11 protein-coding genes are annotated in these 20,623 nt (G+C 69.8%); 9 read left to right on the top strand and 2 right to left on the bottom strand.

All coding sequences use genetic code 11. The features are described from left to right. The first annotated feature begins 6 nt into the window (after window positions 1–6). The 3 genes from SSP24_RS06695 to SSP24_RS06685 are packed head-to-tail and all read left to right on the top strand — an operon-like array spanning window position 7 to window position 13,452. Window positions 7–6,330, top strand: a complete 6,324-nt coding sequence (locus SSP24_RS06695) for a protein kinase domain-containing protein (RefSeq protein WP_141307859.1) — start codon at window positions 7–9, stop codon at window positions 6,328–6,330. A 43-nt stretch (window positions 6,331–6,373) separates the two neighbouring features. Continuing rightward, window positions 6,374–9,331, top strand: coding sequence for a DEAD/DEAH box helicase (locus tag SSP24_RS06690; protein WP_141307858.1), 2,958 nt, complete (start codon window positions 6,374–6,376; stop codon window positions 9,329–9,331). Beyond that, the gene (locus SSP24_RS06685; RefSeq protein WP_141307857.1) at window positions 9,331–13,452 is read left to right on the top strand and encodes an Eco57I restriction-modification methylase domain-containing protein; all 4,122 of its coding nucleotides are present in this window, start codon (window positions 9,331–9,333) and stop codon (window positions 13,450–13,452) included. Before SSP24_RS06690 ends, SSP24_RS06685 begins: the two co-directional genes overlap by 1 nt. Window positions 13,453–13,955: 503 nt before the next feature. Here the strand turns inward: SSP24_RS06685 and SSP24_RS06675 are convergent. Together SSP24_RS06675 and SSP24_RS06670 are read right to left on the bottom strand one after the other, a co-directional pair. Then, on the bottom strand, window positions 13,956–14,150 hold the full coding sequence (locus SSP24_RS06675) for a DUF397 domain-containing protein (protein WP_141307856.1): 195 nt from the start codon (window positions 14,148–14,150) through the stop codon (window positions 13,956–13,958). Further along, window positions 14,147–15,028: a helix-turn-helix domain-containing protein gene (locus SSP24_RS06670; protein ID WP_141307855.1), complete on the bottom strand. Its 882-nt coding sequence runs from the start codon at window positions 15,026–15,028 to the stop codon at window positions 14,147–14,149. Before SSP24_RS06670 ends, SSP24_RS06675 begins: the two co-directional genes overlap by 4 nt. A gap of 414 nt (window positions 15,029–15,442) precedes the next feature. On the opposite strand from SSP24_RS06670, the gene SSP24_RS45085 reads away from it, so the two are divergent. From SSP24_RS45085 to SSP24_RS42755, 6 genes are all read left to right on the top strand, one after another. Beyond that, window positions 15,443–15,637, top strand: a complete 195-nt coding sequence (locus SSP24_RS45085; RefSeq protein ID WP_308439616.1) for an ATP-binding protein — start codon at window positions 15,443–15,445, stop codon at window positions 15,635–15,637. A gap of 138 nt (window positions 15,638–15,775) precedes the next feature. Next, window positions 15,776–17,032, top strand: coding sequence for a helix-turn-helix domain-containing protein (locus SSP24_RS06660; protein WP_141307854.1), 1,257 nt, complete (start codon window positions 15,776–15,778; stop codon window positions 17,030–17,032). After that, the gene (locus tag SSP24_RS06655; RefSeq protein ID WP_141307853.1) at window positions 17,029–17,673 is read left to right on the top strand and encodes a PIN domain-containing protein; all 645 of its coding nucleotides are present in this window, start codon (window positions 17,029–17,031) and stop codon (window positions 17,671–17,673) included. Before SSP24_RS06660 ends, SSP24_RS06655 begins: the two co-directional genes overlap by 4 nt. A gap of 144 nt (window positions 17,674–17,817) precedes the next feature. After that, window positions 17,818–19,653 (top strand): hypothetical protein, encoded by a 1,836-nt coding sequence (locus SSP24_RS42765; protein WP_167529531.1) that lies wholly within the window; start codon window positions 17,818–17,820, stop codon window positions 19,651–19,653. Then, a complete protein-coding gene (locus SSP24_RS42760; RefSeq protein WP_167529530.1) occupies window positions 19,650–19,943 on the top strand; it encodes a hypothetical protein in 294 nt (97 codons plus the stop codon). Before SSP24_RS42765 ends, SSP24_RS42760 begins: the two co-directional genes overlap by 4 nt. After that, window positions 19,940–20,575, top strand: a complete 636-nt coding sequence (locus SSP24_RS42755) for a nucleotide exchange factor GrpE (protein ID WP_167529529.1) — start codon at window positions 19,940–19,942, stop codon at window positions 20,573–20,575. Before SSP24_RS42760 ends, SSP24_RS42755 begins: the two co-directional genes overlap by 4 nt. Window positions 20,576–20,623: the final 48 nt, after the last annotated feature.

The following is a 20,623-nucleotide window of genomic DNA, read 5'->3' as shown; positions in this document are numbered from 1 at the left end:
GGGCAAGTGCGCCTGGAGACGGTCGACGGACGGTTCCGGATCGTGGGGATCCTGGGCCGCGGGAACATGGGCGAGGTGCACCGGGCCGAAGACCTTCAGGCGACCCCGAACTCCCCGCACCGGGAAGTCGCCGTCAAGACCGTGTTGCGCAGCCGGACCGGAGTCGCCGTCGACGCCTCGGGGTCCGGCAAGGAGATCGACCGCTTCCGCCGCGAAGTGCGGATCATGCGCATGCTCTCCCAGGGCCACCCGAACCTCACCCTGCTGATCGCCGGTGGCGTGGACACTGCGCCGGGCGGCAGCGGCCTGCCCTACCTGGCCATGGAGTTGCTGGACGGCCATCCGCTCGCTGACCTCATCGACGAGGAGCCTCAGCTGCCGGTCTCCTGGGTCGCCGCCATCGGGGCGCAGCTCGCCGCCGGTCTCGCCGCCGCACACACCGCCGGGGTCGTCCACCGCGATCTGAAGCCGGCCAATGCGATGCTGACCCGCGACGGCACCATAAAGGTCCTCGACTTCGGCATGGGTTCGGTCGTCGACGATCCCGACCAGACCCGTCTGACCAGCACGGGCGTCAGCGTCGGCACGGCTCGCTATATGGCGCCCGAACAGTTCCGTGCCGAACGGGTCTCCGCGTCGGCCGACCTCTACGCACTCGGCTGCATCCTGTACGAGCTGCTGATAGGGCGGCCGCCGTTCTCCGCCAGAACCCCCTACGAACTCTCCGAACAGCACCAGCACGAGAAGCCACCGCGGCTCACTCTGGTGCGCCCGGACCTGCCTGCCGAACTGGTCCGGCTGGTGGACCGGCTTCTGGAGAAGGACTCCGAACTGCGGCCCGAGAACGCCGCCCTGGTCCGTGAGGCGCTGGTCCCGCTCGCGCTCGCGCCGGACGACACGGCCGCTTTGCTGGCTCCGCACTGGCAGGTGATGGACCCGGTGGCACAGCTGCGTGCCCTGCTCCCCGAGCCTGTCACGGCCGCCCCCGCACCCGTGCCGCGCAGGGAGCCGCGCCTGCCCGAGGCGATGGACGTCTTCGGCATCCATGCCGACCTGATCAGCGAGTACAAGAACTTCACCAAGAGCGCGACGGTGATCCGGGACGCCCGGATCGACAACTTCGTCGAGGAAGATCTGGCGGCGAAGTCGCAATGGCCCGACCCGTGGCTGTCGCTGAATCCGTTCTTCGCCGACGGCGGGCAGGTCACCGACCTCGTGCGCGACGGAGTGCTGCACCCGAAGTGCGCGGAGATCTTCCAGGCCGACAAGAAGGAGACCTCGCAGCGCCCGGACGGCCGGCCGCTGACGTTCCACCTCCACCAGCGGCAGGCGATCGAGGCCGCGCAGGCAGGCGACTCCTATGTGCTCACGACCGGCACCGGTTCCGGCAAGTCCCTGTCGTACATCGTCCCGATCGTGAACCACGTACTGAAGGAGCGTCAGGCGGCGGGGCCGGGCGCCGGCGGCCGGGTGCGCGCGATCGTCGTCTACCCGATGAACGCGCTGGCCAACTCGCAGCTGGGGGAGCTGGAGAAGTACCTGCGCCACGGTTTCGGGAAGGGGCGCGAGCCGGTCACCTTCGCCCGCTACACCGGCCAGGAGTCCGACGAGGACCGCCGGCAGCTGCGCAAGAACCCTCCGGACATCCTGCTGACCAACTACGTGATGCTGGAGCTGATGCTGACCCGGCCGGACGACCGGTCCAGCCTGATCCGCATGGCCGAGGGGCTCCAGTTCCTCGTCTTCGACGAGCTGCACACCTACCGGGGCCGGCAGGGCGCGGACGTGGCGTTCCTGATCCGCCGGGTGCGTGAGGCCTGTCGCGCGTCCACGACGCTGCAGTGCATCGGCACCTCGGCGACCATGTCCACCGAGGGGTCCTGGGAGGACCAGCAGCGTGAGGTGGCCAGGGTCGCGGGCCGGTTGTTCGGTACGACGGTGCTGCCGAAGCGGGTCATCGGGGAGACCCTGGTCCGGGCGACCGGGGAGGCCCCCGAGTCCGTGCCCGCCGAGCGGCTGCGGGTGCCGGCGGCGCCCCGCTCGTACGAGGCGTTGACGAAGGATCCCCTGGCTCGCTGGGTGGAGTCCCGGTTCGGTCTGGAGGAGGAAGAGGGTACGGGGCGGTTGCGCCGCTGCCCTCCGGGCACCGTCGAGGAGGCGGCGGCCGAGCTGGCCGAAGAGTCCGGGGTGCCCGAGGAGAGCGTGCGTGAGGCGATCCGCACGACCCTGGAGGCGGGCGCGCAGGCCAAACACCCGGTGACGGAGCGGCCGCTGTTCGCGTTCCGGCTGCACCAGTTCCTCTCCAAGGGCGACACCGTCTACACGACGCTCGAGGATCCGCTCACCCGGCCGCTGACCCGCACCTACCAGCTGGAGCAGCCGGACAGCGATGGCAAGCCGCTGTTCCCGCTGGCGTTCTGCCGTGAGTGCGGCCAGGAGTACCTGACGGTCTGGCGCACCGAGGACGGCGGCGCGTTCCGGTACGAGCCGCGCCGGGACACCTCCGCCTCCGGGGGCCGCGCGGGCGAGGGCTACCTGTACCTGGGCATGCCCGGCGAGGACTACGAGTGGCCGGCCGATCCGCAGAAGGCCGTGGACGACAGACGGTTGCCGGAGTCGTGGCTGGAGCCGGACGCGCAGGGCGTGACGGTCGTCAAGAAGTCCTACAGACCGCGGCTGCCCAAGCGTGTCCTCGTGGACGCCTACGGAAACGAGGCGGGCGAGGGGCTCGTGGCGGCGTTCGTCCCGGCACCGTTCCTGTTCTGCGTGCACTGCCAGGTCTCCTACGAGCAGACCCGCGGCCGGGACTTCGCCAAGCTGGCCACCTTGGACCAGGAGGGCCGTTCCTCGGCGACGTCGCTGATCTCCGCATCGATCGTGAAGTCCCTGCGGGCGGTGCCGGAGGAGAGCCTCAGCAAGGAAGCGCGCAAGCTCCTCACCTTCGTCGACAACCGGCAGGACGCCTCGCTCCAGGCCGGGCACTTCAACGACTTCGCTCAGGTGACCCAATTGCGTGGCGCCCTCTACCAGGCCGCGGTGCGGGCCGGTGAGGAGGGGCTGGGCCACGACGACCTCGCCGAGGCCGTCACCGAGGTGATGGGCCTGACCCCCCGCGAGTACACCGACGGCGCGGACCTGACTCCCGCTATGGAGCGCCGGGCCGTCAAAGCCTTCCGGGACGTCGTCGGATACCGCCTCTACCGCGACCTGGAGCGTGGCTGGCGCATCACGATGCCGAACCTGGAGCAGACGGGACTGCTGCGGATCGACTACGAGGATCTGGACTGGCTCGCCGCCAACGACGAGCGCTGGCAGTCCGCGCACGCCGTGCTGCGCGACGCCGATCCGGCGCTGCGCGAGGAGATCGCCCGTACGCTGCTCGACTTCATGCGTCGGGCCCTCGCCATCGACGTGCAGTACTTCCGCGACGACTTCGACACCCTTCAGCGGGCGAGCGAGGAGCGGCTGACCGGGGCGTGGGTGCTGAGCGAGAGTGACCGGCCGGCCGTCGGAACCGCCTACCCGTACGGCTCACGACCGGGAATGGAGCGCACCGCGCTGTTCCTGTCGGCCCGCGGCAAGTTCGGCAAGTACCTGCGGCGCAACATGCCCGAGCTGCGCGAGGCGTCCGTGAGCCTGGACGACGTTCAGTCCGTCATCGAAGACCTGCTGAAGGTGTTGCGCGACGCCGACCTGGTGCGCGAGGTGGACGCGACCCCCGAGTCCTCCGGCCCGGCCTACCGTCGCCGTGCGGCGCAGAAGCGCACCGGCTACCGGGTGTCCGCCGCCCACCTGATCTGGCGCGCAGGGAACGGTGAACGCGGCGCGGTCGACCCACTCGCGCGCACCTACAGCAGCGGGGAGGGCCCGCGCGTCAACCCGTTCTTCCGAGACCTGTACCGGACCGCGGCCGCCGAGCTGGCCGGTCTGTTCGCGCGGGAGCACACCGCTCAGGTCCTTCCGGAGGACCGGCTGGAGCGGGAGGAGCAGTTCCGGGAGGCCAAACTGCCCCTGCTGTACTGCTCGCCGACGATGGAGCTGGGCGTGGACATCTCCTCGCTCAACGCCGTGCTGATGCGCAATGTGCCGCCGACCCCGGCGAACTACGCGCAGCGCTCGGGTCGGGCCGGCCGTTCGGGCCAGCCTGCGCTGGTGACGACGTACTGCGCCACGGGCAACAGCCACGACCAGTACTACTTCCGCCGCTCCCAGGACATGGTGTCGGGACAGGTGGCCCCGCCGCGGCTCGACCTGGCCAACGAGGATCTGGTCCGCTCGCATCTCCAGGGCATCTGGCTGGCGGAGACCGAGATGAAGCTCGGCACCGCGATCCCGGAGGTCATCGACGTCACCTACGATCCCGAGGGCAACGACCGCCCCGATCCGCAGATGCCGCTGCCGCTCCGTTCCGACATCCTCAACCGGTCCCTGGACGAGGACGCCCGCAGACGCGCGGCCGCCACCGCCCGTACCGTCCTCGCCCCGCTGATCGCGGACTTCGAGTCGACGACTTGGTGGTACGACGAGTGGATCGAGGACCGGATCGAGCGGGCTCCGGATGAGTTCAACGCCGCCTTCGACCGGTGGCGGGACCTGTTCCGGGCGGCCGTCATCGACCAGTACGAGCAGAACAAGCGCGTCGTCGACCACACTCTCTCCCCGGGCGAGCAGAGCCGGGCGCGCTCTCGCCGCCGGGAGGCCGAGACACAGACGAACCTGCTGCTGAACCGCTCCACCGACAGCAAGTCGGTGATGAGCGACTTCAATCCGTACCGCTATCTGGCGTCCGAGGGGTTCCTGCCGGGCTACAGCTTCCCGCGGCTGCCGCTGGCCGCCTACATCCCGCGCTCCGGCAACCGTCGCAACGCCGACGGCGACTATCTCCAGCGTCCCCGGTTCCTCGCGATCCGCGAGTTCGGCCCCGGCGCGCTCATCTACCACGAGGGCGCCCGCTACCAGGTCACCCGGGTTCAGCTGCCGCCGGACGCCTCGGGCGAGCTGGCGACGGCTGAGGCCAGGCGCTGCGACGGCTGCGGCTACCACTACGTCGTCAAGCCCGGCTCCGACAAGTGCACGATGTGCGGCGAGGAGCTGCGCGGCAAGCGCACCGGCCTGCTCCACCTGCACACGGTGTACACCACACCGCGCGAGCGGATCTCCTCCGACGAGGAGGAGCGCCGCCGGGCCGGTTTCCGCCTGGAGACCTCGTACGCGTTCCAGGACCACGGCGCCCGCAAGGGACGCCTCACCTCGCATGTCACCGACGCCGGCGGGGCACCCGTTCTCGACCTGGACTACGGCGACTCGGCGACCGTGCGCATCACCAACCTCGGCCGCGTCCGCGACAAGGAGGGCGAGCCGGACGGCTACTGGCTGGACCTGGGCGACGGCCGCTGGCTCAACGACCGGGCAGCCGCGGACGCCATCGAGGGCACCGGCATGCCGGTGGTCGACGAGGACGGCAACGAGAAGCGCCGCAAGAAGCGGGTGCTGCCCTTCGTGGAGGACCGCCGCAACATCCTCGTGGTCACCCTGGAGGAGCCGCTGCCCGAGCCGGTGGCGCTGTCGTTCCTGTACGCGCTGGAGCGGGGCATCGAGGCGGCGTTCGAGCTGGAGGACTCCGAACTGACCGCGGAGCTGCTGCCGCCGGACGAGGGGCCGCGCCGCCGCATGCTGTTCACGGAGGCCGCCGAGGGCGGTGCCGGTGTGCTGCGCCGGATCCAGCACGACAAGCACGCTCTCGCCAAGGCCGCCAAAACCGCCCTGGACATCTGCCACTTCGACCCGGAGACCGGCGAGGACGAGGGCGGACCGGCGGACGGCGAGAAGTGCGCCCGCGGCTGCTACGCCTGTCTGCTGACGTACGCCAACCAGACCCACCACCGTCAGCTGAGTCGGCACGCTGCCAAGCCGCTGCTGGTACGGCTGGCCAACTCCTGTACCGAGCGGGAGGGCCGCGGCGAGTCCCGCAGCGAGCGGTTCCGCAGGCTGGCCCCGGGGGCCTCGCCGACCCCGGTGGAGGCGGACCTCGCGGACCTGGTCGCGCGGGGTGATCTGTTGGGCTGGCTGCGGGCGAAGGGCTATCGGCTGCCGGACGAGGTGGAAGTCCTCGTCCCGGAGGCCGGGGCCTGCCCCGACCTCGTCTTCCGCCTGGACGGCGCCAACCTCGCCGTGTTCGTGGACGCCCCCGGCCACTCGCCCGACTCCACCCGTGACGTCGAGGCGGGGTATCGCCTGGAGGAGGCCGGCTGGGACGTCCTGCGCTTCCCGGCGGAGGCGGACTGGGACGCCATCGTGAACCACAACGCCGCCTACTTCCACCTCCGTTGATCGCCTCGCCGCCCCTCTCGACCTCTAGGAACTGAGACATCTCATGAGCCTCACGTACACAGCCGGCTCCTTGGTCGCCGCCCGTGGCCGGGAATGGGTGGTGCTGCCCGAGAGCGCCCCCGACATGCTGGTGCTGCGCCCCCTGGGCGGGAGCGAGGACGACATCGCGGCCGTGTTCCCCACCTTCGAGGAGGTGCGTCCGGCCGAGTTCGCGGCGCCGAGCCCGGCCGACCTGGGCGACCAGCGGGCCGCCGGTCTGCTGCGTACGGCGCTGCGCATCGGGTTCCGCTCAGGAGCGGGCCCGTTCCGCTCGCTGGCGTCGATCGCGGTGGAGCCAAGGGCCTACCAGCTGGTCCCGCTGCTGATGGCGCTGCGGCAGCGCACAGTGCGGCTGCTGATCTCGGACGACGTGGGCATCGGCAAGACGGTCGAGGCGGGTCTGATCGCCAAGGAGCTGCTGGCCCAGGGCGAGGCGACCCGGCTGGCAGTGCTCTGCTCCCCCGCCCTGGCCGAGCAGTGGCAGGGCGAGCTGCGGGAGAAGTTCTCCATCGACGCCGAACTGGTCCTGGCCTCCACGGTGTCGCGCCTCGAACGCGGTCTGGAGCTGGGCCAGTCCCTGTTCGACAAGCACCCCTGCACGATCATCTCGACGGACTTCATCAAGTCCACCCGCCACCGCGAGGACTTCGTACGGCACTGCCCGGACCTGGTGATCGTCGACGAGGCCCACGCCTGCGTGGCGGCCGACGACACCGCGCAGGGCGGCGCGTCGTCCGCCGCGAACCAACTCCGGTACGAGCTGCTGCGCAGGATCTCCGCCAAGGCCGACCGGCACCTGCTCCTGCTGACCGCGACCCCGCACTCCGGCAAGGAGTCCGCGTTCCGCAACCTGCTCGGCCTGGTGCGTCCCGAACTCGCCACGCTGGACCTGGAGTCCCCGGCGGGGCGTGCGAAGCTCGCCGAGCACTTTGTGGCCCGCAAGCGCGCCGACGTCCGCGACTACCTCACCAAGGAGGACGGCCTCGCCGACGACTCCCTGGCCGAGCGGACCGCCTTCCCGTCCGACCGCTGGACCAAGGACGAGCCGTACAAGCTGACGCCCGCCTACCGGGCGCTGCTCGACGACGCCATCGCTTACGCACGGGACCGCGTGACGGCGGCCGGCGAGCAGGGCAAGCGGGAGGCCCGTATCGCCTGGTGGTCGGTGATCGCGCTGCTGCGCTCGATGGTGTCCTCACCGGCCGCCGCCGCACAGACCCTGAAGACCCGTTCGGAGTCCGCCACCGCTCGCACCGCGCAGGAGGCGGACGCGCTGGGCGCCCCGGTGGCGGCCGACTCCGCCGAGAACGACCGGCTGGAGGGCATGGACGTCGCGCCGGGCGCCGCCGAGTCGGAGGAGGCGGGTGCCCGGCTGCTCGAACTCGCCGAGCGGGCCGCACAGTTGGTCGGTCCGGCCGAGGACGCGAAGCTGAAGGCGCTCACCCGGCATCTGAAGGGCCTGATCGCCGACGGGTATCACCCGATCGTCTTCTGCCGTTACATCCCCACCGCCGAGTACCTGGCCACGCAGCTGGAGGGCAAGCTCGGCAAGAGGACGAAGATCGCCGCGGTGACCGGCACCCTCTCCCCGCAGCAGCGTCTGGAGCGCATCGAGCAGCTAGCCGCCGAGTCCGACGCATCGGGCGAGGAGGCCGGCGACCCGGCCGTCCGCCGCGTGCTGATCGCCACGGACTGCCTCTCCGAGGGCGTCAACCTCCAGCACCACTTCGACGCCGTAGTCCACTACGACCTCGCCTGGAACCCCACCCGCCACGACCAGCGGGAGGGCCGCGTCGACCGCTACGGCCAGAAGCGCGACCAGGTCCGTGTCATCACCATGTACGGCGAGGACAACGGCATCGACGGCAAGGTCCTGGAGGTGCTGTTCAAGAAGCACCGACAGATCAAGAAGGACCTGGGCATCTCCGTCTCCGTCCCCGACGAGACCGCCTCCGGCGTCACCGACGCTGTCGTGGAGTGGCTGCTGCTGCACGGACGGCAGGGCAGCCAGGAGAGCCTGTTCGACCTCGACGGCCACCAGGAGTCCTTCGACCGCGTCGAGCGCGAGTGGAACTCGGCCGCCGAGCGGGAGAAGACCTCCCGCTCCAAGTACGCCCAGCGCGCCATCCACCCGGAGGAGGTGGCCCGAGAGGTCACCGCCGTACGGGCCGCACTCGGCGGCGCCGACGAGGTGCGCGGTTTCGCCCTGGAGGCACTGCGTGACCTGGACGCGCTGGTCCGCGAACCGCCTGACGGCACCGGCGACTTCACCGCCCAGGCCGGCGGCGCCCCGGCCGGATTGCGTGACGCGCTCGCCGCGACCCTCGGCGGACGGCTGATCGAGGAGGACCGGGAGATCCCGTTCCGTACGACACCGGCGATCGCCCGCGGCGAGGTTGCGCTGGTCCGCACCGACCCGGCGATCGGCGCCATCGCCTCGTACGTCCTGGACTCGGCGCTCGACGCGAACACCCCGGGCCCTCGCCCCGCCCGCCGCTGCGGTGTGGTCACGACGGACGCGGTGACGATCCGCACCACGCTCCTCCTTGTCCGCTACCGCTTCCACCTCACACTGCCGTCCCGCACCGGCGAGCGGCAGCTGGTCGCGGAGGACGCCCGGCTGCTCGCCTACGAGGGGATGCCGTCGCGCGCCCGCTGGCTGGACGACGACGCGGCAGCCGCCCTCCTGGCGGCCCGTGCCGCCGCCAACACCCACGAGCAGCTCGCCCGCAACCAGATCACCCGTGCCCTCGACGGCCTGCCAGACCTGTCCGCGCACCTCACCGAGTACGGCACCCGCCTGGCCGCCGAACTCGACGCCTCGCACCGCCGCGTGCGCAAGGCCAACGAGGAGATCGTCCGCGGTCTGAAGGTCGTCCCGCAGGAGCCCGCCGACGTCCTCGGCGTGTACGTCTACCTGCCGCAGCAGCCCGTTTCCATCTCGTCGGGAGCCGAAGCCTGATGTCCGCCGCCACCCGCACCGCCCTGGCCTTCACCGCCGTCACCACGGTCGGCGGCCTGCTCCCCGCCGACATGCTGCTGCGCATCGCCGAGGCCCGGAACCTGCCGGGCACCAAGCCCGCCGACTACGGCCTGCCCGCCTCGGTGCCGGTGCGGGACGAGGCCGAGCGCGCCTGGGAGTACCTCAAGCCGCTCTGGCGCGAGCTGCGCACGGCCCTGCCCTCGGACCCGAAGACGGGGGCGCCCGCCGCCGACCCGACCGGCCGGGCCGGCACAGACTGGCTCGCCCAGCTCTTCCGCAAGCTGGACTTCGGCGCGCTGACCGAGGTCGGCGCGGCGGGCATCCCGGCCGACTCGGACCCGGAGAAGCGGTTCCCGGTCTCCCACCGCCACGGCCCGGCGCTGGTCCACCTGATCCCCTGGAACCAGGAGCTGGACAAGCGCCCGGCGGCCGGCCAGGTCCCGGCCCAGTCCATGCTCCAGGACTGCCTCAACCGCACCGAGGCCCACCTGTGGGCGGTCCTGACCAACGGCCGCCGCCTGCGCCTGCTGCGCGACTCGTCGTCCTTCTCCACGGCCGCCTACGTCGAATTCGACCTGGAGGCCCTGTTCGACGGTGAGCTGTTCAGCGAGTTCGTGCTGCTGTACAGCCTGCTGCACGCGTCGCGGTTCACGGTGGCGGAGGGGGCGGCGCCTGCGGGGTGCTGGCTGGAGAAGTGGCGTGCGGAGGCTGTCACTTCAGGGGCGCGGGCGTTGGATCAGCTGCGGCTGGGCGTGCAGAACGCGCTGACGGTGCTTGGTACCGGGTTCCTTCGGCATCCGGAAAACGTCCGGCTGCGGGAGGACGTCGATCCGAAGGCCCTACGGGATGCTCTGCTGCGGCTCGTCTACCGTCTGCTGTTCGTCTTCGTCGCCGAGGACCGCGGGGCGCTGCTCGACCCGGAGGCCGGGGAGCGGCAACGGGAGGCGTACGAGCGGTACTTCTCCTCGGCGCGGTTGCGTGAGCGGGCACGGCGGCGGCAGGGCACGGCGCATGGTGATCAGTACGAGGCTCTGCGCATCGTTCTGGACGCTCTGGGTACGGAGGGTGGCCGTCCGGAGCTGGGGCTGCCGGGCCTCGGTGGGCTGTTCTCGCACAAGGAGGCCGATGCGCCGCTGGACGGCCTGAAGCTGTCCAACGAGTCGCTGCTCGCGGCTGTACGGCACCTCGCGCAGGTCCGCGACCCGGGCGCGCGGCGCTGGCGGGCGGTCGACTACCGGCATCTGGACGCCGAGGAACTGGGCTCGGTGTACGAGTCCCTGCTGGAGCTGGAGCCGAAGCACTCGGCGACGGACCGCTCGTTCGAGTTGATCGAGGTGGCGGGTAACAGTCGTAAGACGACGGGGAGTTACTACACCCCGTCCTCGCTCATCGAGTGCCTGCTGGACACGACGCTCGACCCGGTCATAGACGACGCTGTGAAGCGTGGTGAGCAGCGGGCCACCGCGGCCGGTCATCCCGACCCGGCCGACGACATCGTCGATGAGCTGCTGTCCCTTACGGTGTGCGACCCGGCTTGTGGGTCCGGGCACTTCCTGGTTGCTTCGGCCCGTCGCATCGCCAAGCGTGTGGCCTCCGTGCGGGAGCGCAACCCTGAGCCGACGGTCGATGCGATGCGGCATGCGTTGCACGAGGTCGTCGCGCGCTGCATCTACGGTGTCGACCTCAACCCGATGGCTGTGGAGCTGGCCAAGGTCTCGCTGTGGATCGAGGCCATGGAACCGGGGAAGCCGCTCGGGTTCCTGGACGCCCATGTCAAGCACGGGAACGGCTTGATCGGGGCGACACCGAAGCTGCTCGCGGACGGGGTTCCGGACGACGCCTTCAAGCCGATCGAGGGGGACGACCGGAAGTACGCGGCCGGACTCGTCAAGCGGAACAAGGCCCAGCGGGGTGGGCAGGACGAGCTTCTATTCGACGCGGAGCCCCTGCCGGGGAACGAGCGGTACGCCGCTGAGCTGGCCCGGATCACTGCTGCCCCGGCCAACTCCCTGAAGCAGGTGCGGGCGCAGGAGTCTGCCTACCAGGCCTATGTGGAGTCGACCGCGTATGTGCACGACCTGCATGCCGCCGACGCGTGGTGCGCTGCGTTTGTGTGGCCGAAGCATGAGGGTGCGCCGGAGGCGCCGACGGACCAGGTGTTTCGGGCGCTGCGGGGGCGTGACCAGTCTGCGGTGCCGGACAGCACGCATGAGGAGATTCTGCGGCTTCGGGATCAGTACAGCTTCTTCCACTGGCACTTGGAGTTTCCGGAGGTTTTCTCTGTTCCGGAGTCGGGGGTTGGGGTTCAGCGGGGTACGGGCTGGGCTGGGGGGTTCGATGCGGTGGTGGGGAATCCGCCGTGGGAGCGGGTCGAGATGGTGGAGCATGAGTTCTTCGCCCAGCGGGACCCGCGCATCGCCGGGGCCAAGAACTCCGCTGCACGGAAGCGCCTCATCGCCGAGCTGCGCGACGACCGCGATGGCGGGCTCCTGTATGCCGAGTTCGAGGCTGCCAAGCGGCGTGCGGAAGGGGAGAGTCACTTCCTCCGTGGCAGCGACCGCTATCCGCTCACTGGTCGAGGCCGTATCAACACGTACGCCGTCTTTACGGAGACGAACCGCACGCTGACGGGACCGCGCGGACGGACGGGCATGATTGTGCCGTCGGGAATCGCTACGGACGCAACAACACAGTTCTTCCTCAAGGACATCGTCACGAAGGGGCAGCTCGTTGCCCTCTACGATTTCGAGAATGAGGACAAGGTCTTCCCTGAGGTCCACAATCAACTGCGCTTTTGCCTATTCATGCTGCGCGGCTCCGGCACTCTTAGTGAACCAATCCGGATGGTATTCAAGGTTCGGCAGCCTGAGCAGATCATCGAGCGAAGCTACCTGCTGACAGCCGAAGACATCCTGACCATGAACCCGAACACGGGTACCTGCCCCGTGTTCAGCAGCAAGCGAGACGCAGACATCGCTCTGGGCATCTACCGCCGGGTGCCGGTCCTGATTAACGAGACGAAGGGAGCAGGCGGCAACCCCTGGGGCATCTCGTTCATGACCATGTTCCACATGTCGACCGACTCTTACCTGTTCCGTCCCGCCGCACAGGACAACGAGACGTTCGACGACCTCGTCAAGGCCGGGTGGACACTCGAAGGCAGCGTGCTCGTCCGCGGCGAGGAGCGTCTGCTCCCGCTGTACGAGGCGAAGATGCTCCACCACTACGACCACCGCTTCTCCACATACGAGAACGCCACGGAGAAGCAGCTCAACAAGGGGACTCTTCCTCGTTTCACCGTGGAACAGCACGAGGACGCCTCCGTCGTACCCATGCCTCGCTACTGGGTGCCAGAGCAGGATGTTTCGACCGGCGAAGTCGACAAGAACGGCACGCCCATCATGGAGCAGGGCGTCCGCAGCCGCCTGGCTGCCAAGGGCTGGAACCGGGAATGGCTCCTCGGGTGGCGGAACATTGGTCGCGCCTCAGACGAACGCACCATGATTGTCTCTACTGCGCCCCGATATGGATTTCAGCACTCCTTCCCTCTTGCGCTTCCTCGTGTAGCTAGCAATGCACCCCTCTTGGGTGCAATCCTGTCCTCCATGGTGTGCGATTATGGCGTTCGGCAAAAGGTCGGCGGAACCAACCTCTCATTCAACTACGTTGAGCAGTTTCCCGTCTTGTCTCCGAGTCAAGTAACCCCACATTCCACCTTTATCATTCCTCGCATCCTCGAACTCACCTACACGTCAAACGACATGTCTCCGTTCGCCCGCGACCTCCTCGACACCGGCACCCCATTCCGCTGGGACCCGGACCGCCGTGCCGTCATCCGCGCCGAACTGGACGCTCTCTTCTTCCACCTCTACGGCATCACGCGCGACGACACGGCCTACATCCTGGACACCTTCAACGTCACCCGCGACAACGACATGAAGGCGCACGGCGAGTACCGCACCAAGAACCTGATCCTCGCCGAATACGACCGCATGGCCGCCGCCGGCCTCACCCTGGAGAACCCGCTCACCGAGGGCGAGTCCGGCACCTACCATTCCATCCTCACCCCGCCCCCCGGCCAGGGCCCCCGCCACAGCTGACCCCGCACACCTCCCCGAAGGAACAAGCACCCCGTGGTACGTCGAAGCCAGACCAGCAACCCGCGCTCAACCGTTGTCCTGACGTCGGGCGCGGACTGGGGCACGCGTGCCGCCCGGCAACGCCGCGGCAGCGGGGCCGAGTTCCCGATGCCCCGGCGACAGGCGGCGAAGCTCAAGGCGTTGCAGCTAACCCTCGGCCTGATACGCACGGCGATCAACGCCAAGCGCTGGGCCCAGGCGCGCTACATGCTCAGCCGGGCCCGCGCCCTGGTCAACGCGCTGCCCGCCGACCAGACAGTCCAAGAACGCGAGCAACTCTCGCTGTTGCGGAAGAAGTTCGAGGCACGCGGCACACCGGCCGCCAAGAAGGCCGCGAAAGCGAAGGCAATTAACGGGGCGCGAGCAGGCGGCAAGAAGTCGGCCGCGAAACCCGCGCCATCGAAGGCCGCGCCGAAGCCGACTCCCGACCTCGGCGACCGCCACATCAACCGTGCCGCGCTCGGCTACACCTCCGAGGCGCCCGACACGAACCTCACGAAGGGCGCCCAGCCCTCGCGGCCCACGGCGAAGGGCGGGCGGGCCAGATCCTTGGAGTCCCGTACGTGGATGGCCTGCTCGGTGACGGCGACCTCCACACAGTCGTCGCCCGAGCTACCGCTATAGCTTGACTTGAACCAGGCGAGTTCCGTCGTGCTCATGTCTCTCCTCGCAGTCGCTCCAGCAAGGCCCTGGAATCTTTGGGGTGCAGGGCCTGCGACCGCAGTGTGTCATAGCGCTGCTGGAGAACTCTCACCTCTTTCGAGTCGCCAATCAGCCGCCCGCTCTCTTGGCCCTCCGAGTATGCGAGTCGACGCCCTTCTGGGGTCTCCAGTAGGCGCAGCGGCCCATCCATGCACGAGTGGTACTCGGCTTCCAGCGGCATGATCTGCAACGTCACGTTGCGAGGCAACGTGTGCTCCAGAACGTGGTTTAGTTGCTCGCGCCGTACCTCGGCACCGCCCAGCCTCCGCCGCAGGACTGCTTCCTCAACGATGAAGTGGAACGGAACTGTCGGACGCTCGTACAGCATCTGCTGCCGCTCCATCCTCGCCTCAACCTGAGCCTCCAGCTGCTCATCCGTCAGCAGCGGGATCCGGTTCTCGAAGAGTGCCCGCGCATACGCCTCCGACTGCAACAGCCCCGGCACCAACCGGCACTCGTACGTACACAGACTCACCGCATCGCGCTCCAGCCGCACCCACCGCCGGAACCAGGCCGCGAGTCCCGCCTCGCCCCGGGTGAGATGGCGAGCGGCCTTGCGCAGCGCACCGGTGTTTCCGGTTGCCTCCTCCCCGCGCTCGACGAACGCCTCGTCCGGCATCCGTCGGCCCAACTCCACCGACGCCACCGTGTGCTTGGAGTACCCGACGATGTCGGCGAACTCACTACGGCTGAGCCCCGCGTGCTCCCGTAAGGCCTGGACGACCGCGCCGAACGTACGCAGACTGTCCGACGGATGGGGTTCCCGCTCCCACTCCCCCGCCGGAACCGTCCGGTCGCCCACGCCCGTGGCCGCCTCCCCTTCGCCGATGTCCATCCGCCGCCCCTCTCTCCAGCCGCTCGGGCCCGCACACGTTCGGCACACAGCGTGACGGGTCGGCGCGCGTACTGTCCACTCATTGTGCTCGTACGCTGACTCCGCGTACGCGGTCCGGAGCTCGCAACGGGCCACCACGAACGCCACGCTGGCGCTATGAACCAACCCGCTCCCCAACTCACCGCCTCACCGCACACCTTCACACAACTCCTCTCCTCCGCGCGGCGCGGCGCTCGGCTCGCCCGGCTGCTTACCGTGAGCCAACTCCAGTCCTGGGGCAGCCCCGCAGGACCTCACGGAGCGTGCCGAAATCGTCGTCGCCGAGCTTGCGGCGAACGCCGTACTCCACGGCCGCCTGCCCGGTCGCAGCTTTCGACTGGCCCTCGTCTTCACCCACCGGTCGACCGCCTCCACATGGAGGTCACCGACGCCCGCGGGGACCTCTACCCACAGATCGTGACGGGCGCCGACTCACCCGATGCGCTCCGCCCCGGCGGACGCGGCCTGTCACTCGTCACCGCCCTCGCCGACCACTGGGACTGCGTCCCCTACCCGCCCAGCGGCAAGACCGTCCGAGCGGTGCTCTCCAGGCCGGTCGTCGAAGCGTGACCGCGTCGGCCGGGGAGAAGCCGGCGCAGCGCGCTCCGGACCAGGGGAACCGCAACGCCTAGGCCGACGCGCCCCTTCTGGCAGCGTGCGTGAATCAACGGTAGAATCCTTGATTCAAGGACGAGCGCGGGGGCAGTCATGAAGCTGGAAGAACTGGAAGAGGTAGGCCGGCACATCCGGCAGGAGCGGGCACGCGCGGGTCTCAACCAGCGTGATCTGGCAGAACAGGCCGGGCTCAGCCAACCCACGCTGCACAGGATCGAGCAGGGCGCCCGAGCAGCACTGAGTGTCACAGAGCTGGACCGGATCGCGCGGGCGCTGGACGTGCCCGTGCGGTACCTCCTCCGTGGAAACCCGGTCGCCGACCGAGTCCGCGTCGCTCCGCGAACAGCGCGGGAGGCCACCCAGGAGGATTTGGACGAGGCGAGACGGCTGGTCGTCGATCTCCTGGCCCTCGATGACCGGCTGACGGAATCCAGTACCCCCCATCGGGCGTGCACCCCGTCACCTCACCCATCGAGTCGATCGGCCCCTGTCACCGACGCCGAGAGTGAGGGGATGGCCGCCGCAGCAGCTCTGCGCACACGGCTCGGTCTGGGCCTCGCGCCACTCGTGGACCTTCCCGAACTGCTCGAGACCGCCACCCGCCTCGACGCCGGTGCGGTTTCGATACCAAGCACCATCAGCGGTATCTCCGCCCAAGACCCCGCCCGAGGAGTGGCCGTCGCACTCGTCAACATCTGCGACGTACCCGAACGGCAGCGCTTCTCCTACGCGCACGAGCTCGGCCACGTCGTCCTCGACGACGGAGTCGTCGTCGACCACCTGCGCGGCGGCCGCTCCCCACAAGAGATCCGGTGCGACGCGTTCGCCCGGCATTTCCTGGCGCCCCTGGAAGGGGTCCGCCAGGAGTGGGAGCGCACAGCGACGAACTGCGAGCCGACGACGAAGGACGGCAGCGTGGACCCGCTGCGGCGCCTCGCCCAAGTCGCACGGCATTACCGCGTCTCGCTCTCCGTTGCCCGCATCCAGTGCACGAAGCTCGGCATCGGCCTGCCCTCGGACTGCCAGGACACTCTCCCCACCAACCGGGAGGCCGCCTGGCGTTTCGGCTGGGGGCCCGAGTACGAGGCCGAGGTCAAGGCCGCGCAGCAGATCAGTCCGCCGCGTCGGATCCTCGAACGTGCGGTCAGGGCGTACGAAGCCGGTTCCATCGGTCTGAAGCCGCTGGCCCGCCTGCTGTGCATGGAACCTCAGGAAGCCGAAACCCAGCTGGAGAAGGCCGGTATCCGGCCGCCTGCGCCTCCGGAGCCCCGACGGATCAATGCACGGTCGATGGCAGCTGCTCGCCGAGGGCACCCGCGCCGGAACGACGAGGAGCCACCACGGGCGTGAACGTCAGGGCGAACGAAACCGGGGAGTCCGAGAACAACCCCGAACCCGCTGTCTCCATCCTCGACGCGGTGGTCTGCGTGCACTTCGCCGGCGCGAACCTGGTCGACGTTCTGCTGAGGGCGCTGGACTTCGCAGGCTGGCAGATCCATGTTCCTCACGAGGTCTGCGAGGAAGTCAAAGGCAAGGACCTCAAGTTCCCGGGCCTGCGCAGGCGCTGGGCGGCGGTCGAGCGCAGCCCCCGGATCAACGTCCTGCCCGAGCTGACTCTCATATCCAGCGACCCCGACCTGATCGACCGGTTCAGCGAGATCCGTGACAGCGACTTCGAGAGCGCTCACGAGCAACGGCAGCACCTGGGTGAGTGTGTCGTCGTCGCTCACGGCTCATACCTCGCGGAGCGCGGGCGAACCGTATATGTCGGCATGGACGATCGAGACGGACAGCGCATGGCCGCCCGTTACGGACTCGACTGCTTCACCGTCGAGGACGTCATGCACTACGCCGTTCACGCCGACTGCTTCCCGGACCTGGCCGCCTTGAAAGCCACGTGGGATCGCCTCCGGAAGTTCGGTGACGGACTGCCTCCCTTCGACCAGACAGAGTTGCCCGACACCTGGCAGGAGTACCGCAGCGGAGGGTGACACCCATGGGAGTCTCTGCAGACGCCCCGGAGTGACGGCAGGCAGGTCGAAACCACCCACTCCATCCGATAGCGCGTTGACGTCGCCAACACGCTTATCTACGGTGACTGTTGATGCGTAAGGGGCTCAGGGGGGCAATAAGCCGTGCAGGTCGACGACACTGGCGAGCCCGGCGGAACCGTCACGGCCGGCCGCCTGCTCGACGCTGCTGAACACGCTTTCCTGCGCGCCGAGTTCGGCGTCGTACGACCGCTTCTCCAGCGTTTTCAGGCCGAGTTCGGCACAGCCGACACCCACGAGGCGGCGGTACGGTACGCCGTACTCCGCGCCGCCCTGGCCGCACGGGTGGGGAACTGGCCGGAGGCGGTCCGGCGGTGTCCCGACAGTGATCTGGACCTGGCTGCGACGGGGGTCGTGCACGCCCTCGCGGTGGGGGCCCTCCGCCGGCTGAGCGAAGAGGGCGGACGGCACACCGAGTTCGGCACTGCCGCGCTCGCCATCGTGCTGTGGGCGCATCTCCTGGACGAGGACGACCCGGGCGACTTCCGCGCACTGCTCACCGAGCGGCGCGGCGCTCCCGTGCCCGACGAACTCTGGGAGGAGGCCCACAGTCATCTGCTCGGGCGCATCACCGACCTGCTGCGCGCCCTGGACGTCCGGGCCGGCCGGGACGCCCTCGCCGCCTGGGAAACGGCCTGGGAGACCGAGCGCGCCGTTCTCGCGGTCCTCCTCGAGAACACCGGCCCCGACTGCCTGATTCCGCTCGAAGACGCCGCCCGCCATCTCGTGAGCCGCGACCGCGGTGACGCCCTCCTCGACGCCTACTCCGCCCGCCACCCCGACCCCACTACCTGGACCGCGGATTCGCCCGACCACCGCGCGTGCGCCGACGTTCTGGCCCAGGCCCTCGCGGAACGGGGCCAGAGCCGGGTGCGGGCCGGGGAGTGGAGCGAGGCGCTCGCGGACTTCAGTACGGCGGCGCGGCTCGGGCGCACCCTCGGCTCCGGAGAGCGGGCGGCCGTCCAGCGCGCGGGGAAGAACGTCGGGCGGAGCCGCACCGGGCGCGACTACTCCCCCGTCACACGTATCCAGGGCCTGGAGGTGGCACATGCGCTGCTGCCCGAGGACGGCTCGCTGGCCGCCGAGCTCACCGCCGAGCTGGTGCGGCAGGGGCAGAAGGTCTTGGGCAGCGACCCTCGGCAGAGCAGGTACCGCTTCGCGCGGGCCCTGGTCGTGTCTCCCGGTGACATGGACGCCAGGACCGGCCTCGACGACCATCTGAGGGCGGACCTGCGCCGGGCACTCGACGGGGCGGAGCCTCGGGAGAGGATCCGCGCAGTCGCGGTGCTGGACCTGCTGCAGCGCGATCCGGACTGTGCGTCGGCCCGGGAGTGGCTGAGGAACCATTACGCCGAGCAGGCCGTCGTCGCCGCCTCCGACGGACGTACGGCAACAGCGCGCTCCGCCGTGCGCAGCATGATCTATTACGACGGCGGCGAGGGCCCCTACGGGAAGGAAAGCGTCGACAACATGCTCGTCGACCTCCTGATCGACGCGGCCCGGACCGCCGAAGCCGAGAGCACTCGCGCCGGGATGGAACGCCGCGTCGACCTGCTGAGCACGGCTGCGGGCATCGCGGGTCCGGACCGCGGCCACGTCAGGGAGGAACGCGACGCGGCGGTGCTCGACCTCGCCGAGCACCTCGAGTCCACGGCGTCACCGTCGGACGTCATCGAGCTGTTCCTGCAGGACCGGATGCGGACCGGTGTCAGCGCGCGCTTCGACCAGACTGTGGAAGCCGCCTATCTTCGCCGCGCCGAGGCACGCGAGGAGCAGGGCGACCTCGGCGGAGCGCAGCACGACCGCGCGTGCGCGGAACGGATCGGCGCCGGACTGCCTGCCCAGCGCCTGCTGTTCGGCCCCGTCCCCCGAAGCCGCCGACACCCCCGCCACGACTCGGGACAGGGAGCTCTCTTTTGACCGTCGACAAGCCCACCCCGGCAGCCGAGGAAGCAGAGGGCGTCGAAGCACCACCGATTCCCTGGTTCGGCCCCACGCTGCACGAACTCGTCCCGGGCGCCGCGCCGGGCATCCGACCCCCGATTCTCCGCAGGCAGGTGGGCCAGGCCCTCGCCGCGGCCCGGCAGGACCCGGTCAAGCAGGAGCTCATCCGCCGGGCCGACCGTGCCTCCCGCGGCGCCGTCGGCTCCCTCGTCGCCGAAATGCTGACCCCGCCCCTGCCCCGCAACGACCCCGAGGAACTTCCGTGAACGGTCCCGCCCCGGCCACTCCCACCGGCCCGCCGTCCGAACTCGACAAACTACGGCGCCGGGTCGAGGCGCTGTCCCGCAAACGCGACGAGGCCGAGTCCCGGCTGCAAGCCCTGCTGAGCTCCCTGCTGCCGCTGGACGACCTGCTCGCCGACACGCGCCGCCGGACCGGCGCCCTGTACGGGGCGCGATCCGCCCGCGAGGCGACCTCGGCCGCCCTCGCGCTGAGCGAGCAGATCGACGCGGCGCACCTGATGCTGCGCAGTGAGTTCGCCCGGCACGACGTCAGGCCGATGGATGCGGTGGGCAGGACCGTCGATCCGGCGGAGATGCGCGTCGTCGGGACGCAGGCGCACCCCTCCGCCCCGGCCGGTACGGTGCTGAGGGAGAGGGTCACCGGCTTCCGCCTGGGCGCGTCCACCCTGCGGGTCGCGCAGGTGGTCGTCGCGGTGCCGGGCCCCGCACCGGGATCCGAGGCGGTTCCGGCAGCCGAGGACAGTCCCGATCCGGCGGCGTCCGAGGTGCCCCCGGGTGGCGGCAGGCGGGCACAGCCACGACGTACCACCCGCTCCCAGCGCAAGCTCCCGCGCAAGTCCTCGGCCGGGCGGAGACGTCGCTCCCGTCGCACCTGACCCGACGGCCGCACGGCCCCTCTCCCCCCTATATCCGACGCCCCACGA

The organism is Streptomyces spinoverrucosus, assembly GCF_006539505.1.
In the GTDB taxonomy this organism is placed as follows: Bacteria; Actinomycetota; Actinomycetes; order Streptomycetales; family Streptomycetaceae; genus Streptomyces; species Streptomyces spinoverrucosus.
The sequence above is the reverse complement of the archived record's forward strand: the minus strand, read 5'-3'. Positions and strand labels throughout refer to the sequence as shown.

What these genes read in the sequence shown, in the direction of transcription:
- SSP24_RS06675 (WP_141307856.1), bottom strand. Translation starts at nt 14,150, where the DNA reads ATGAGCACGACGGAACTCGCCTGGTTCAAGTCAAGCTATAGCGGTAGC.
- SSP24_RS06660 (WP_141307854.1), top strand. Translation starts at nt 15,776, where the DNA reads ATGAAGCTGGAAGAACTGGAAGAGGTAGGCCGGCACATCCGGCAGGAG.
- SSP24_RS06685 (WP_141307857.1), top strand. Translation starts at nt 9,331, where the DNA reads ATGTCCGCCGCCACCCGCACCGCCCTGGCCTTCACCGCCGTCACCACG.
- SSP24_RS45085 (WP_308439616.1), top strand. Translation starts at nt 15,443, where the DNA reads ATGGAGGTCACCGACGCCCGCGGGGACCTCTACCCACAGATCGTGACG.
- SSP24_RS06690 (WP_141307858.1), top strand. Translation starts at nt 6,374, where the DNA reads ATGAGCCTCACGTACACAGCCGGCTCCTTGGTCGCCGCCCGTGGCCGG.
- SSP24_RS06670 (WP_141307855.1), bottom strand. Translation starts at nt 15,028, where the DNA reads ATGGACATCGGCGAAGGGGAGGCGGCCACGGGCGTGGGCGACCGGACG.